Raw genomic sequence first — 14,727 nt, 5'->3', positions numbered from 1 at the left:
ATATAAAAAATAGGAGGCAAACTTATGGTAAATATTAATGTTTGTATTGGAAGCGCATGTCATCTTAAGGGTTCCTATAACGTAATAAAGGGACTACAAAAATGTATTGATGAAAGAGATTTGTCAGATAAGGTTAGAATAAATGGCTCTTTTTGTCTTGGTCATTGTACAAATGCTGTTTCTGTACAAGTTAATGGTGGACAGGTTGTTTCAGTAAGTGAGCAAACTGTGGAAGAATTTTTAAACGAATATGTAATTCCAATATTATAGTATAGAATTGCAGCTAAGGAGTTAAAAAGTCCTAAATGGACTTTTAACGGGGTTAAAGGTCTAAATGACCTTTAACGGGTAATTTAGCTAATGATAATTAGCGTTAAGAATTACCCCGGACACTTGCCGATGGAAATCGGCATGGTTAAGTTACCCTGTGCTCCGACTTATAAGGAGGATTAGGAATGAGGAAGTTTGAAAATAATGTTCAACTATTAAGATATGAAGTATTAAGAGAAGTAGCAAAAATGACACTTGATGGGACCCTAGAGCAGGATTATGATAAAATACCGCTAATTATTATTCCTGGTTCCAAGCCAAGAACTCGCTGCTGTGTGCATAAAGAAAGAGCTATCATTAGTGATAGAGTAAAACTTGCAATGGGCGGCGACAAAGAAAATCCAAATATAATAGAAACTATTAGAGAAGCTTGTGACGAATGTCCAGTGCAGCGTTTTAATGTTACTGACAGCTGCAGAGGATGTATAGCACATAAATGCTCAGAGGTATGTCCAAAGGGAGCTATAGTACATGTTCACGGAAAAGCATATATAGATTCTGAAAAATGTATAGAGTGCGGACGCTGTGCACAAAGCTGTCCTTACAACGCTATTTCTGATACATTAAGACCTTGTGTAAGAGCTTGTACTCCAAATGCAATTTCTATTGATGAAGATAAAAAAGCTGTTATAGATAATAAAAAGTGTATACAATGTGGTGCCTGCGTGTATCAATGTCCATTTGGGGCTATGTCAGACAAATCCTCTATAGTAGATGTGGTTAAAACTATTCAAAAGTCTAAAATAGATGGTACACATGTGTATGCTGCTATTGCTCCAGCAATTGCAAGCCAATTCTCCTACGCAAGAATTGAGCAAGTAGTTAGAGGAGTGAAAATGCTAGGCTTCCATGATGTTGTAGAAGTTGCTCTTGGAGCAGATATTGTTGCAATGCATGAAGCACATGAGTTTGCTGAAACAGTTGCTGAGAAAAAACTTGTTACCTCCTCCTGCTGTCCAGCATTCGTATCCTATATAAGAAAAAACTATCCATCTCTTGAGTCAAAGATATCTAATACAGTATCTCCAATGGTTGCTATTGCAAGACTTATCAAAGATATGGACAAGGATGCAAAGATAGTATTTATTGGACCATGTACTGCTAAAAAAGCAGAAATCCAGCAGGATTTCGCTAAAGAAGATGTTGATTATGTATTAACTTTTGAAGAGCTTCAAGCACTTCTTGATGCACATGGAATAAGCATTGAAAATTGTGATGATGGTCCTCTTAACAACGCCTCCTTCTATGGAAGAATATTTGCTAGAAGCGGTGGAGTTGCAGACGCAGTTAAACATGTAGCTGCTGCTGAAAATATTGACGTAGAATTTAATCCAACAAACTGCGATGGAATAAAAGAATGTGACAAGGCTTTAAAGCTAGCTAAAGTCAATGCACTAAAGTTCAACTTCATAGAAGGAATGGCCTGTGTTGGAGGCTGCATCGGTGGAGCTGCTTCATTATGCCATGGTCCAAAGGATAAAAAGGAAGTTGACAAATATGCCTCTCTTGCTATGGAAACAGATGTTAAAGATGCATTAAGAGTTCTAAACCTAGAAAATGTTAACCTTGATAGGGAATAGGATTAATATGGAGGAATAAGATGGAACTTATTAATTTTTCCAAAGCCAACTGTAGAAGCTGCTACAAATGCCTACGTTCTTGTCCTGTAAAAGCAATTAGGATAAAGAATGATCAAGCTAGAATTGTTGAGGATAGATGTGTTGCCTGTGGGCAATGTCTTGTGGTATGTCCTCAAAATGCAAGGCATATAAAAAGCGATTTAGATTCTATTAAGTATTCTATAAAGTCAGGTAAAAATACAATAGCTATAGTTGCACCTTCCTTTTCAGGAGCTTTCGACATGAAGGATGAACTTCAATTGGTAGCTGCTTTAAAGAAATTAGGTTTTAAGTTTGTAGAAGAAGTAGCTTTAGGTGCTGAAATAATTACTGATTTATATAAGAATGCAGCTAAAAAAGGCGAACTGAAAAACCTTATTACTACCAGCTGTCCATCAGTAAATTACCTAGTTCAAATTTATTACCCAGAGTTAATAAAATATATGATTCCTCTTGATTCACCAATGCTTGTAAACGGAAAGCTGATACGTGAAAAATATGGTGAAGATGCATTTATTACTTTCGTAGGCCCTTGTACTGCAAAAAAGTTTGAAAGTATAGATGAAGAAAATAAAGGCATCATTGATGCAGTATTAACCTTTGATGAGCTCCATAAATGGCTTGATGATGAACAAATAGATTTATCGAGCCTAGCTTCCGATAATTTTGATGAAAGTGGTTCTACTCCTGGAAGGCAATTCCCCGTACTTGGAAAATTAGATATAGGTAACAATACTATTTATGATCCAACAGTAGTCGATGGAATTGATAGCTGCATTAAGCTATTCGATTCCATGGAAAAAGGTGAAATAGAGGGGCTGTTTATTGAAGCACTAGCCTGCAGAGGTGGCTGTATTGCTGGACCTGCTATGCCTAAGGATGAGTCTGACTATTTTGTAAGGCAAAAAAAGGTGAAAAGTTATATTAGGAAGCAAAGTAAGAACGCTAAAATAGCTTTAAAGCCTATTACCTCAAGTTTGGATTTTTCAAAGAAATTTGAAGATCTTAGCTTTGAAAAGGAAACTGCTTCCGACGAAGAAATTGTGAAAGTGCTTAAAAAAATGGGTAAACTTGATAAAAGTGATGAGCTAAACTGTGGAGTGTGTGGTTACAATACCTGCAGGGAAAAGGCTCAAGCAGTGCTAGATGGAATGGCTGAAATTAATATGTGCATCCATTATATTAGAAATAAAGCTGAAAGTATTTCTAATCTAGTATTTGAATCATCACCAAATGCTATTTTTACCTTAGATGAAGATTTATTAGTTAAGGATTTCAACCCTTCCTCAGAAAGAATATTCTCTACTAAGCTTGAGGATATAAAGGATAAGCCAATATGTATGCTTATGGATGACAGCAGCTTTTCAAAGGTGAAAGAAACTAAAGAAAATGTTATTGCAAATAGGATACACTTTGAAGATAAAGATTTAGTTCTCCTGGAGAATATTATATATATGGAAAAGCAAGGCATGTTTTTATGCATATTAACTGACATTACTACGGAAGAAAAAAATAAGGCAGAACTTGCTCTAATGAAAACAAAAACACTGGATGCTGCTCAGTCTGTAATTGAAAAACAAATGAGAGTAGCACAAGAAATTGCAAGTCTCTTAGGGGAAACTACCGCTGAAACAAAAGTAATCCTTACTAAACTTAAGGCTATTGCAGTTAAGGAAGTGAGTGATACTAAATGAGTTACTTTATTGATGTAGCTTCTAATAGCTTAAACAAATATGGCGAAGAACTTTGTGGAGACAAGGTTGAGGTTATCAAAACTGATGACGGAATGATAATTGTACTTGCAGATGGGCTTGGAAGTGGCGTCAAAGCAAATATACTTGCAACTATGACCTGTAAGATTGCTGGTACAATGCTAAGAGAAGGGCTAAGTATCTCCGAAACCGTAGATACTTTAGTTCACACTCTTCCTGTATGCAGTGTAAGACAGCTAGCATATTCTACCTTTACCATAATTAAAATTTCAAATGACGGAATGGTTCATACCATAGAATATGATAATCCTCCATTTTTTTTCGTTAAAAATAATATTGTTACTACCATTGAAAAAAAACAGCTTAAAATAAGTGATAAGATAATTAACGAAAGCAGCTTTCAACTGGAGCCCGGTGATGTACTTACTGTAGTAAGCGATGGAGCAATTCATGCTGGAGTTGGAGCCATATTAAATTTAGGATGGCAGTGGAATAATGTAGCTGATTATTTGGAAGTATTGGTTGAAACCGAAAAGTGCTCCGCTAATGTTTGTAAAGATTTGCTTCAAACCTGCCAAAAGCTCTATGATGGAAAACCTGGAGACGACACTACAGTTGTTGCGGTAACCTTAAGAACTCCAGAGTTTGTTAATATATTTACAGGACCTCCAAAGTCTAAGGAAAATGATTCCCTAGCAATAGATATGCTAAAAAACAGCAATGGAAAAAAAATAATCTGCGGCGGCACAGCAGCAAATATTGCAGCCAGAGAGTTAAATACAGAAATTAAAGTCTGCATGGAATATATAGATATTGATGTTCCGCCTACTGCAGAAATTAAAGGCATAGATCTTGTAACAGAGGGAGTTTTAACTTTAAGTAAAGTTATAGAAAAACTTAAAGCATATTATAACAGCTCTCTTGAAGATAAAATTTCCTTAAATTTAAAAGCAAAGGATGGTGCATCTCAGCTTACAAAAATATTAATTGAGGATTGCACTCATCTTAATATGCTGGTAGGAAAAGCTATTAATCCTGCCCACCAAAACCCTGACTTTCCTGTGGATTTGAGTATTAAACTTAAAATAATAGAGGACCTTATAGATATTATGAAAAAGCTTGGAAAAGAAGTAAAAGTTAATTATATATAATAAAGTAAAGGCGCTATCATTAAGGTAGCGCCTATTATTAATTTAAACTACATTATGCTCAAATGCTGCTATTCTATCTATTGGAATGTCTGTTTCTACTCCGTGACTAGGACACCTTCCATTTACTCTAGTTTCATTTGTGCTGCTTACACTTGCTTCATTATCTAATACAGTTCCGGGTACTGTTCCAACTTGAGTTAGCAAAGTTACAAAATTATTATTTACTCTTAGTATTACTCCTGTAAAACCACTTCCTGACTCCCCACCGCTAGTGGTAAAAATAGTAACTGTTCTTCCAATAAATTCTCTTAAATGCTCTACAAATCTATTATCTTCTATTTCAATATCTTCTATTTCATCTCGGTCTGAAGATCTGCTGCTTGAGGAGCGACGTCGGCTTGAAGATCTATCACTACTTGAAGATCTATCACTACTTGAGGATCTTCTACTGCTGGAAGTCCGCCTGCTGCTTGAGGAACGGTTATCTCTATCATTTCTCTTGTTAATGATAATATTTATCTTATTACAAGACATTTTCTCACCTTCTTTACCACTGTTTAATAATTCATTTCATTTATGCCCACATATTCGCTTGTCCTAATATATATTATGTATCTTGTCCAATAGTGCTACAAAATTAAGTTCAAAATAATAAGTATAGCAATTATATGTACCATATTTAGCTTATTTGCTTTAGTAAGCGCCCTTATACTGCCACTTCGTATTTGTTGTATTTTCTAAAAATTAGTACTATAATAATCTTAGCTGGCTGTTATAGTAATTTTTTTTTACTGTTACAAGCTAATAAAGTAAGGGGGTATTCTTATGAACATGTATGTGCTAGCCTTAATAGTAGTTCCAATTATTTTCGCTGTACTTTATGCTTTAAACGATAACAAAGCTTATTACAAATTGCTTTCTTACGTTCTTTGCATATTTGGAACTGCTTTTTCAATTTTGCTAGCCCTAAAGGGACCAGTAAAATTCACCATATCTGGTTCAACCTTCAGCATTGTAGAAGGTATTATTTTAATTGTAGAAATCTTGATTTTAGTATTCTTATTCTGGGTTTCAATTAAGCACAGAAGAAAAAATGTTTTATTGCTTACTTTTATTCAAGCAATAATCTTTGTTTACAGCAGCTTCTTTATGGAAAAACATCATGAAGTAACCTTAAACGTGGACAACTTCTCAATAATAATGTTGCTTCTTGTAAACATTATCGGTACTTTAATAGTGGTCTTTGCAAACGGATACATAACCGAATACGAACACCACAGACACATGAAGAGCAAGCAAAAGCAATTCTATGTAATCATTTGTATATTTATCTCAGCTATGAATGGATTAGTTGCTAGTGATGCACTAACCTGGATATACTTCTTCTGGGAAATCACTACACTAGCTTCCTTCCTACTTATCGGCTATAATGCTGATGAAGAAGCTTACAATAGTGCATTTAGAGCATTATACATCAATCTTATTGGTGGTATATGCTTTGCTTTAGGAAATATACTATTTGCTAAGCAGCTTGGAATAACAACACTAACAGGAATTATAAACCACGGAAAACTTGCAGGTATTTATATAGTGCCAGTATTCCTACTTTGTATAGCAGGCTTTGCAAAATCAGCTCAAATGCCTTTCCAAAGCTGGCTTTTAGGCGCTATGGTAGCTCCAACCCCTGTATCCGCACTACTACACTCAAGTACAATGGTTAAGGCGGGGGTTTATCTAATAGTTAAGCTTTCACCAGCATATGCAGGTACTAAACTTGGAACTGCAATTGCGCTTTATGGTGGTTTTACTTTCTTACTGTGCTCTGCAATTGCAATTTCACAAAGAAATGCAAAAAGGGTGCTTGCTTATTCAACAATTGCAAACTTAGGACTTATAATTTGCAGCGCTGGTATGGGCTCAAGTTTAGCTATATCTTCTGCAATTATATTAATAATATTCCACGCTGTATCAAAGGCACTGCTATTCCTATGTACAGGCCAAATTGAGCATACTATAGGTAGTAGAGATATAGAAGACATGCAGGGACTTATTCACAAAGCACCAGCACTTGCTCTTATAACAGCCTTTGGAGCAATATCAATGATTCTTCCTCCATTTGGAGTGCTTATTACAAAGCTTATATCTATTGAAGCAGCAGCTAACAATCCATTTATTGCAATTTTCCTTATCCTAGGAAGTGCTGCTACTACATTATATTACGTTAAATGGATAGGTAACCTTTTATCATATCCAGAAAATAAACTAATTAAAAACCCAAAGATAGATACAAATATATACTTACCACTTGTAGTTTTAAGCGTACTTGTTTTACTAGCAAGTATATTTGTATCACCAATTTATAACAATATGGTTTCACCAGAAATAAATGTTTTATTACCACATGCTGCTAAAGGTCTTTCAGTTTCAAGAGCTGTAATCACTTCTCAAATAGGAGGCTTTAATAACGAAATAGTATTTATAGTTATTGGTCTTGTAATACTTATAGCTTTAGCTATAAAAGGAAGTTTAATTACAAAAGCAGATAGAAAGAATATATATATGTGCGGTGAAAACAATATCGAGGATGAAACAATGTTTAGAAATGCTAACGGAACTTATGACAAGGCTACAGTAGGAAATTTATATCTTAGCCACATTCTTGATGAAAAAACCTTAACCCTCCTAGGAACCATAGTATCCGTTTCATTAATATTAATAGTAATTTTAGGAGGTCTATCATAATGAGTACAACTGAAATCATAATAAGAACACTTATTGTACTTGTCGTAGCTCCTGTAATAGGCTGTATATTTGCAGGAATTGACAGAAAAATTACTGCTCATCTTCAAGGAAGATTAGGTCCTTCCTTGCTACAACCTTGGTATGATTTTAAAAAGCTCATAAACAAGGAAAGCGTTGTTGTTAACAGATATCAAAATGTTTATATACTTGTATATCTTCTGTTTGTCATTGTAAGTTTATTAATGCTATTTTTAGAAATGGACTTACTTATGATAATATTCGTTTATACAATAGCAAATGTTGCATTAATCTTAGGCGGTATGAGTACTGGTTCTCCTTACAGCAGAATAGGAAGCTCAAGAGAAACAATTTCCATGCTTGCTTATGAACCAATATTGGTATTTTACATCGTTGGAATGTATATGTTAACAGGCTCCTTTAATATTTCTCAATTAAACAATATTAATAAGCCACTTATAGTTTATCTACCACTTATATTTATATCAATGCTGTTTATAATGATAATTAAGTTCAAGAAGTCACCTTTCGACTTTTCAACCTCTCACCACGCTCATCAAGAGTTGGTTAAAGGTATGTTTACAGAATTTTCTGGTCCTACACTAGCTGTAATTGAACTTTCTCACTGGTATGAATATGTATTCCTAAGCGGTCTTATGTTCTTATTCTGGAAAAATAATATCATAATGGGAACAATATTATCATTGTTTACTTTTATATTTGTTTTAGTAGTAGACAATATATCTGCAAGACTTAACTGGGAATGGATGCTTAAGTTTACATGGACCGTAATAGTTGGTTTATCAATAGCTAACATTTTATTCCTATATCTAAACAATGTTAAACTAATATAAGAAAGAAGAGAGGTTTTGTTTATGGCAAGTGTAATGTCAAGATCTCCATGGATCGTTCACATGAATGGCAACAGCTGTAATGGATGTGATATAGAAGTCTTAGCTTGTCTTACTCCATTATATGATGCAGAAAGATTAGGAGTAATAAATATCGGTACTCCTAAACAAGCTGATATTATGGTTGTAACAGGTTCAATTAATTATAAAAGCGTAGACGTTCTTCTTAACATCTACAATCAGATGCCAGATCCAAAGGCTGTAGTAGCAATTGGTGCTTGTGCTTGTACCGGTGGAATATTCCACGACTGCTACAATGTTATTGGTGGAGCAGATAAATTAATTCCTGTAGATGTGTATGTACCTGGATGCTGTCCAAAGCCTGAAACTATTCTTGATGGAATAGCTCAAGCTGCAGCTATACTAGATAAAAAGAGAGAAGAAATGAAGAAAAAATAATCATTTTAAGGAGTTGAACAATATGCTTCAAAACTCAATTTTAGTAGATAAAGACAAGATAGCAGAAGAAGCTAATAATCTTAAGCTCTATAATTATAGATTCGTAGCTATCACCTGTGTTATGGAAGGTGAAGAGTATGAAATAACCTATCACTTTGACCTAAACTATGAAATGAAGCACTTGATAATTATGGTAAAGCCTGAGGATACAATAAAAAGTATTTCAAATATATACCCAGCAGCTTTCCTAATTGAAAATGAATATCAAGACTTATTTGGTTTTAGCTTTAGTGATCTTATTGTAGATTATAGAGGAAATATGTTCTTGGCATCTAATAGTCCAAAAACTCCTCTAGCAAATAACAATCAAGAGCAGAAAGGAGAATAATTATGGCAAAAACAGTTATACCATTTGGACCTCAACACCCTGTATTTCCTGAGCCACTTCAGCTTAAACTAGTTATGGACGACGATAAAGTAATAGAGGCTCTTCCTGCTCTTGGATATGTACACAGAGGACTAGAAAAAATAGCAGAACTTAAAGACTTTAACCAAAGTGTATATATAGTAGAAAGAGTTTGTGGTATTTGTAGTTTTATGCACTCAATGGCCTATGTAAGAGGAATTGAGGATATTATGAATATTCAAATTCCTGAAAGAGCTGAATACTTAAGAGTTATTTGGGCAGAAATAGGACGTCTTCAAAGTCACTTCCTATGGCTTGGACTTTTAGCAGATGCCTTTGGATTTGAAAGCTTATTTATGGAGACATGGAGATACAGAGAAAAAATCCTTGATTTAATGGAAATGACTACAGGTAATAGAGTTATAATCTCTGCTAATAAAGTTGGTGGAGTTACTAAGGATATGACTGAGGAACACATTAAAATTATTTCAAGTACTATTGATGAATTAGACAAAGAAATGCATGATGTTGAAAAAGTATTCTTTGACAACTATACAGTTAAAAAGAGACTTGTAGGTGTTGGAACTCTTACTTATCAAGAAGCAAAGGATATATCCGTAGTTGGACCAATGGCTAGAGCCAGCGGAATTCATATGGATTTAAGAACTACAGGCTACAGCGCGTACAAATACTTAAACTTTGAACCTGTAGTTGAAAAAGATGGAGATAGCTATGCTAGATGTATAGTTAGAATTAGAGACATATATCAATCCTTTGACCTTATAAGACAATGTATTGCTAAGATTCCAAGTGGAGAAATCGCAGTGCCAGTTAAAGGCAATCCTAACGGTGAAGCTATTTCTAGAATAGAACAGCCTAGAGGAGAAGCTATTTACTATATCAAAGGTAATGGTACAAAGAACTTACAAAGGTTAAAAATAAGGACACCTACTTTCCAAAACATACCTGCTCTATTGAAAATGCTTCCAGGTAGCAACCTTCAAGATGTACCTATACTAGCACTTACAATAGACCCATGTATCAGCTGTACTGAAAGATAGAAAGAGGGTGTAATTATGGCCAGTATGTTGGAATTAGTTACAAGAAACTTTTTTGGTAAAAAGAAAGTTAGATTATATCCAATAGAGAAGGAAAGAGACGCTTATGAGCGCTCAAGAGGAAGAATTGTTTTAAATCCATCAGCTTGCATCCTTTGCTCTATATGTGCAAAGAAATGTCCAGCTGACGCAATAACAGTAGATAGAAAAGATGGAAAGTGGGAACTAAATGCCTTTAGATGCATAATTTGCGGCGAATGCGTTACAGCATGCCCTAAGAAAGCTATAACTATGTCTAACGAGAGAAGACACAGTGCTAGTTCTCATATTATTGAAACTCATAAGGTAGAACCACCAAAACCTGCTGCACCAAAAGCTCCAGCTCCTGCAGCTGCTGCTCCAAAGCCTCAAGCAGCAGAAGGATCTAAAGCTGAAGCTTCAGCTACTATAGAAGCCGTTAAGCCAGAAGCTTAAATTAGGTAAAAAAAGTCCCTGTGATTTACATAATCACAGGGTTTTTTTATGCCTTAGCCTTATTCTTCTTTCTCTTTTTAATATAAAAGTACACAATTAATCCAACTATTGCTGCAACTACAATATAGTCAGCTATATGCAGCCAGGAACGAATTACGGTCCAGTTTTGACCCATTATATATCCAGCATATCCAAGCACTATACTCCATAGTAAAGAACCAAAGAAAGTATATGCTAAAAACTTTTTTAAATCCATTTTAGCAATTCCTGCTGGAAGGGAAATAAAGGTTCTTATTATAGGTAACAGTCTTGAGAAAAAAGCTATTTTCTCTCCATACTTCTCAAAATACTTATCACTCATCTCTATGTGAGATCTATTTAATCTAAGCTTTTCAGCATACTTTTCTACAAGAGGTCTTCCCCCATAAGCACCAAGAAGATATGCAAACAATGACCCTAATGTGCCACCAACTGTTCCCCATATTACTACCCATACAAGATTAAGTTTATTACCTGTATAAGCTGACGATGCTAAATATCCACCAAAAGGCAGTATAGCCTCGCTTGGAATTGGAATACATGCACTTTCTAGTCCCATTAAAAGAGCTACACCAAAGTACCCTGTTTTACCGAGCACTGCGATTGCCCAGTTTACTATCATTTCTACCATTAGCCTTCTCCTTTGTTTTCATATTTTCAACAAACACAATATAATTATATCCAATCTACCTACTTCAAGCAATTAAATACTTGTAAATTATCGCTATAAGCATGATTTTTAATCTGTTTTTAATGTTGGCAAGCTACTATACTCTCTTCCCTATACAAAACCCAAATTATTTTATATAATATATATAAAACCATATTTTTCTAAAATTTGGAGTGAATGATATGAATAAAAAGCGAATCATCGGACTTCTAATTTGTGCAGTAATAATTGTTCCTTTTGCTGTACGTAATTATAATACTAAATCGAAAAATGCATCGGTAAATAATACTGATGTAGCTAATTCAAAAAATACCGAAAATAAAAATGGAAATGCTACTAGCTCATCTAAAGCAGCAGAGAGCACCACAAACTCTAATTCAACTGGCAATGGTACTGATAATAAGTCAGCTGATAACAAGTCTTCTAAGGATGCTAAAAAGGATTTAACACTAATAAATACCACACCAAACATACAAGGCAATACCAATGGTAATTTGTCCAATTATGGTATGGCTGCTCAGCAGGGCAATTGGATGTTCTATACAAATGAATTTAGGAATTCTCCCTCTAACATATACAGAGCAATGCCAGATGGAGAAACTGGACTCAAAAAATTGAAGCTAGGAGTACCCTCTTCAATTAACGTTGTAAATGATACTATATATTTTGTCAGCAAGACAGATAACAACATTTACAAGCTTAAGGTTGATGGTTCTGAAGATCCTGTACCAATACCTAACGCTACCGCAAGCAGCATATGTGTTGTAGGCGATTGGATCTACTATACTGAATGTAATCCAAACTTTAATATGAATACAAGCGTTATAGGTGGTATAAATAGAATCAAAACTGATGGAAGTAATAAGGCAATTATTGCCCCAGGTCCAGTACAAATGCTAAATATTGAGGAAGGCTTTATTTACTATTTAAAAGCAGACCAAGGCTCAGGCACCATATATAGAACAAGTATTGAAACCCCAAACAATAACGAAACTAAACTAAGCAACAGCAATGTTAGTAAATTTATTGTAGATAATCATTGTATTTATTTTACTATATCAGAAGATGGCTTATATAAAATGAATACTGATGGTAGTAATAAAACTAAGGTTATAAATGATGGCTCTATTTTGTCCTTTAATATTAAAGATAATCTTATTTATTATACTTCACCTAAGGAACCTTCAGTTATAAAAAAAATAAGTACAGATGGCAGCAAAGCATCAAACATAGCCATTTCAGCGCTTCAAGACTTGCAAATTAGCTTTATTGTAAATTTAAATATAATAGATGATTATATTTTCTTTAATTTTTCCAGTGGTTCAAATCCAGAATTCGCTAGGGTTAAATTGGATGGTACTACTTCTAAAATAATAAAATAGAATAAATTATTTACTTGGAGGAAAAAATGGCTAGAATAAAAAAAGAATTTGGTGAAGGCACTTTATTTTCAGCAGCCAATTATATATCCTGGTTTCTTATAGGAAACTTTTACTTTTTGCTTCTTAATATTCCCTTAATTGTAGTATTAGTTTTGTTTTTAACTAACGAACTAAGCCAGCTTCCACAGGGTTTTGCTTTTATTTTCATTCTTTGCAGTATTCCAGTAGGACCTTCTATAACAGCTCTACTTAGTACAATGGGTAAGTTGGTTCGTAATAAAGATATAGATATTACAAGAGACTTTTTTAAAGCTTATAAAGTGAGTTTTTGGCAAGCTTTATTCTTTTGGACTTTTGAATTAATTATACTATCTATTTTGTATATAGATGCTAAATTCTTTATTTCAAGTACTTATCCAAAAGCTTTAATTGGCCTTGTTTTTATATTTATGGCAGCTATATTTTTAATAAGCTTGCATATTTTCCCTTTAATATCAAGATTCTACTTTAATAAAATGGACATTCTTAAAATTTCAATATACTATACCTTTAGGAAATTTAGCAATACAACTATGAATTTAGCTATAATTTTAACTGCAAGCTTCATATTTTTTAGAATTACTTCAGTTATTGTAGTATGTATATTTAGCATTATCTGCTACGGAATAATGTTCTTTGAGCAAAAAATACTACTAGATATAGAAGACAAATTTATAAATAAAAAAGATGATTCTGCATAATGCAGAAATCATCTTTTATTTTACTTAATTCTAATATTATAACCTTGATAAATATATTTTTATTAATTACACTTCCCTATTTCTTACATGAGTCTCTTTCAACTATTTGGTGTGGTAGTACAAACTTTTCCTGAGGAAGCTCTATTTTATCAATAAACTTTATAAGCATTCTCATTCCAACAGAACCCATATCATACATTGGCTGTCCAACCGTAGTTAACTTTGGATAGAATATTGAAGCACTGTATATATCATCAAAGCCTATAACATCCACTTCTTCTGGAACATTAATGCCATTTTCCCTCAACGCATTAATCGCTCCCATTGCAAGTTCATCACTAGCACAGAAAACAGCATCAATTTTTTCTTTCTTTAATATTTCATTGACTGCATCATATCCATCTGCTGCTTTTAAACCAGCAAAATACAATATATCCTCATTTAAGGCTATATTATTCTTTGATAATGCTTGCTTGTATCCTGAAAATCTATAAGCTGCTGCATGCACTGCATCTTCATGTATTCCTATGTATGCAATCCTTTTATTTCCCTTTTTTATCAGGTATTCAGTTCCTTCGAAAGCTGCTTCTTCATTGTCGATAGTAACGCTTGGAAAAGTGTTGTTTTTATCAGTAGTCTCAACCAACACTATAGGAAGTTCTAAGCTCTTTACAAGTTCAATAGTTTCGGGCTCTAATGAGTTACTCATATAGATTGCTCCATCTACCATTTTTTCTTTTAGAACTCTTAAGTATTCTTTTTCTTTTTCAGGATCTAAATCTGTATTGCACAATATTATATTGTAATTATATATATTGGCAACGTCTTCAGCTCCTCTAACTATTTCAGGGTAGAATTGGTTTGAAATATCAGGTATTATTATTCCTATAGTTCTGCTCTTTTGAGTTTTTAAACTTCTAGCAACTATATTTGGTCTATAGCTAAGCTTTTTAATAGCTTCTTGTACCTTCTTTTTAGTTTCTTCATTTACAACGTCAACATCATTTAAAACTCTTGAAACAGTAGCAATGGATACTCCTGCTTCCTTTGCCACATCCTTAATTGAGGCTGCCATA

Annotated in this window: 15 protein-coding genes; 12 read left to right on the top strand and 3 right to left on the bottom strand. The window is 33.9% G+C overall.

Annotation, left to right across the window (positions count from 1 at the left end):
- Window positions 1–24 precede the first annotated feature (24 nt).
- From bsdE14_RS12860 to bsdE14_RS12845, 4 genes are all read left to right on the top strand, one after another.
- The gene (locus bsdE14_RS12860; protein WP_264850348.1) at window positions 25–270 is read left to right on the top strand and encodes a (2Fe-2S) ferredoxin domain-containing protein; all 246 of its coding nucleotides are present in this window, start codon (window positions 25–27) and stop codon (window positions 268–270) included.
- 185 nt (window positions 271–455) lie between these two features.
- On the top strand, window positions 456–1,910 hold the full coding sequence (locus bsdE14_RS12855) for a 4Fe-4S dicluster domain-containing protein (RefSeq protein WP_264850347.1): 1,455 nt from the start codon (window positions 456–458) through the stop codon (window positions 1,908–1,910).
- Window positions 1,911–1,930: 20 nt separating this feature from the next.
- Window positions 1,931–3,643, top strand: a complete 1,713-nt coding sequence (locus bsdE14_RS12850) for a [Fe-Fe] hydrogenase large subunit C-terminal domain-containing protein (protein WP_264850346.1) — start codon at window positions 1,931–1,933, stop codon at window positions 3,641–3,643.
- Window positions 3,640–4,812 (top strand): PP2C family protein-serine/threonine phosphatase, encoded by a 1,173-nt coding sequence (locus tag bsdE14_RS12845; RefSeq protein ID WP_264850345.1) that lies wholly within the window; start codon window positions 3,640–3,642, stop codon window positions 4,810–4,812. The genes bsdE14_RS12850 and bsdE14_RS12845 overlap by 4 nt, the downstream gene beginning before the upstream one ends.
- Before the next feature lie 42 nt (window positions 4,813–4,854).
- On the opposite strand, the gene bsdE14_RS12840 is transcribed toward bsdE14_RS12845, so the two are convergent.
- On the bottom strand, window positions 4,855–5,346 hold the full coding sequence (locus bsdE14_RS12840) for a hypothetical protein (RefSeq protein WP_264850344.1): 492 nt from the start codon (window positions 5,344–5,346) through the stop codon (window positions 4,855–4,857).
- Between the two features lie 291 nt (window positions 5,347–5,637).
- Here bsdE14_RS12840 and bsdE14_RS12835 point away from each other — a divergent pair, with 291 nt between their 5' ends.
- The 6 genes from bsdE14_RS12835 to bsdE14_RS12810 are packed head-to-tail and all read left to right on the top strand — an operon-like array spanning window position 5,638 to window position 10,820.
- Entirely contained in the window at window positions 5,638–7,554 is a 1,917-nt protein-coding gene (locus bsdE14_RS12835) for an NADH-quinone oxidoreductase subunit 5 family protein (protein ID WP_264850343.1), read from the top strand.
- Window positions 7,554–8,426: a respiratory chain complex I subunit 1 family protein gene (locus bsdE14_RS12830; RefSeq protein WP_264850342.1), complete on the top strand. Its 873-nt coding sequence runs from the start codon at window positions 7,554–7,556 to the stop codon at window positions 8,424–8,426. Before bsdE14_RS12835 ends, bsdE14_RS12830 begins: the two co-directional genes overlap by 1 nt.
- A gap of 21 nt (window positions 8,427–8,447) precedes the next feature.
- Entirely contained in the window at window positions 8,448–8,882 is a 435-nt protein-coding gene (locus bsdE14_RS12825; protein ID WP_264850341.1) for an NADH-quinone oxidoreductase subunit B family protein, read from the top strand.
- A gap of 22 nt (window positions 8,883–8,904) precedes the next feature.
- A complete protein-coding gene (locus bsdE14_RS12820; RefSeq protein ID WP_264850340.1) occupies window positions 8,905–9,270 on the top strand; it encodes an NADH-quinone oxidoreductase subunit C in 366 nt (121 codons plus the stop codon).
- 2 nt (window positions 9,271–9,272) lie between these two features.
- Window positions 9,273–10,349, top strand: a complete 1,077-nt coding sequence (locus bsdE14_RS12815; protein ID WP_264850339.1) for a hydrogenase large subunit — start codon at window positions 9,273–9,275, stop codon at window positions 10,347–10,349.
- Window positions 10,350–10,364: 15 nt separating this feature from the next.
- Entirely contained in the window at window positions 10,365–10,820 is a 456-nt protein-coding gene (locus bsdE14_RS12810) for a 4Fe-4S dicluster domain-containing protein (RefSeq protein ID WP_264850338.1), read from the top strand.
- A 46-nt stretch (window positions 10,821–10,866) separates the two neighbouring features.
- Here the strand turns inward: bsdE14_RS12810 and bsdE14_RS12805 are convergent, their stop codons facing one another.
- A complete protein-coding gene (locus bsdE14_RS12805) occupies window positions 10,867–11,490 on the bottom strand; it encodes a DedA family protein (RefSeq protein ID WP_264850337.1) in 624 nt (207 codons plus the stop codon).
- Between the two features lie 221 nt (window positions 11,491–11,711).
- Here bsdE14_RS12805 and bsdE14_RS12800 point away from each other — a divergent pair, with 221 nt between their 5' ends.
- Together bsdE14_RS12800 and bsdE14_RS12795 are read left to right on the top strand one after the other, a co-directional pair.
- A complete protein-coding gene (locus bsdE14_RS12800; RefSeq protein ID WP_264850336.1) occupies window positions 11,712–12,911 on the top strand; it encodes a DUF5050 domain-containing protein in 1,200 nt (399 codons plus the stop codon).
- Between the two features lie 26 nt (window positions 12,912–12,937).
- Entirely contained in the window at window positions 12,938–13,651 is a 714-nt protein-coding gene (locus bsdE14_RS12795; protein ID WP_264850335.1) for a YesL family protein, read from the top strand.
- A 76-nt stretch (window positions 13,652–13,727) separates the two neighbouring features.
- Here bsdE14_RS12795 and bsdE14_RS12790 read toward each other — a convergent pair whose 3' ends face one another.
- Window positions 13,728–14,726, bottom strand: coding sequence for a LacI family DNA-binding transcriptional regulator (locus tag bsdE14_RS12790; protein ID WP_264852267.1), 999 nt, complete (start codon window positions 14,724–14,726; stop codon window positions 13,728–13,730).
- Between the last annotated feature and the right edge of the window lies 1 nt (window position 14,727).

This window comes from Clostridium omnivorum (genome assembly GCF_026012015.1).
Classification (GTDB): Bacteria; Bacillota; Clostridia; order Clostridiales; family Clostridiaceae; genus Clostridium_AX; species Clostridium_AX omnivorum.
The sequence above is the reverse complement of the archived record's forward strand: the minus strand, read 5'-3'. Positions and strand labels throughout refer to the sequence as shown.

Bases quoted from the DNA above. Each gene is read 5' to 3' on its own strand.
- bsdE14_RS12825 (WP_264850341.1), top strand. From the start codon at position 8,448: ATGGCAAGTGTAATGTCAAGATCTCCATGGATCGTTCACATGAATGGC.
- bsdE14_RS12810 (WP_264850338.1), top strand. From the start codon at position 10,365: ATGGCCAGTATGTTGGAATTAGTTACAAGAAACTTTTTTGGTAAAAAG.
- bsdE14_RS12835 (WP_264850343.1), top strand. From the start codon at position 5,638: ATGAACATGTATGTGCTAGCCTTAATAGTAGTTCCAATTATTTTCGCT.
- bsdE14_RS12800 (WP_264850336.1), top strand. From the start codon at position 11,712: ATGAATAAAAAGCGAATCATCGGACTTCTAATTTGTGCAGTAATAATT.
- bsdE14_RS12805 (WP_264850337.1), bottom strand. From the start codon at position 11,490: ATGGTAGAAATGATAGTAAACTGGGCAATCGCAGTGCTCGGTAAAACA.
- bsdE14_RS12845 (WP_264850345.1), top strand. From the start codon at position 3,640: ATGAGTTACTTTATTGATGTAGCTTCTAATAGCTTAAACAAATATGGC.
- bsdE14_RS12790 (WP_264852267.1), bottom strand. From the start codon at position 14,726: ATGGCAGCCTCAATTAAGGATGTGGCAAAGGAAGCAGGAGTATCCATT.
- bsdE14_RS12830 (WP_264850342.1), top strand. From the start codon at position 7,554: ATGAGTACAACTGAAATCATAATAAGAACACTTATTGTACTTGTCGTA.
- bsdE14_RS12850 (WP_264850346.1), top strand. From the start codon at position 1,931: ATGGAACTTATTAATTTTTCCAAAGCCAACTGTAGAAGCTGCTACAAA.
- bsdE14_RS12795 (WP_264850335.1), top strand. From the start codon at position 12,938: ATGGCTAGAATAAAAAAAGAATTTGGTGAAGGCACTTTATTTTCAGCA.
- bsdE14_RS12860 (WP_264850348.1), top strand. From the start codon at position 25: ATGGTAAATATTAATGTTTGTATTGGAAGCGCATGTCATCTTAAGGGT.
- bsdE14_RS12820 (WP_264850340.1), top strand. From the start codon at position 8,905: ATGCTTCAAAACTCAATTTTAGTAGATAAAGACAAGATAGCAGAAGAA.
- bsdE14_RS12815 (WP_264850339.1), top strand. From the start codon at position 9,273: ATGGCAAAAACAGTTATACCATTTGGACCTCAACACCCTGTATTTCCT.
- bsdE14_RS12840 (WP_264850344.1), bottom strand. From the start codon at position 5,346: ATGTCTTGTAATAAGATAAATATTATCATTAACAAGAGAAATGATAGA.
- bsdE14_RS12855 (WP_264850347.1), top strand. From the start codon at position 456: ATGAGGAAGTTTGAAAATAATGTTCAACTATTAAGATATGAAGTATTA.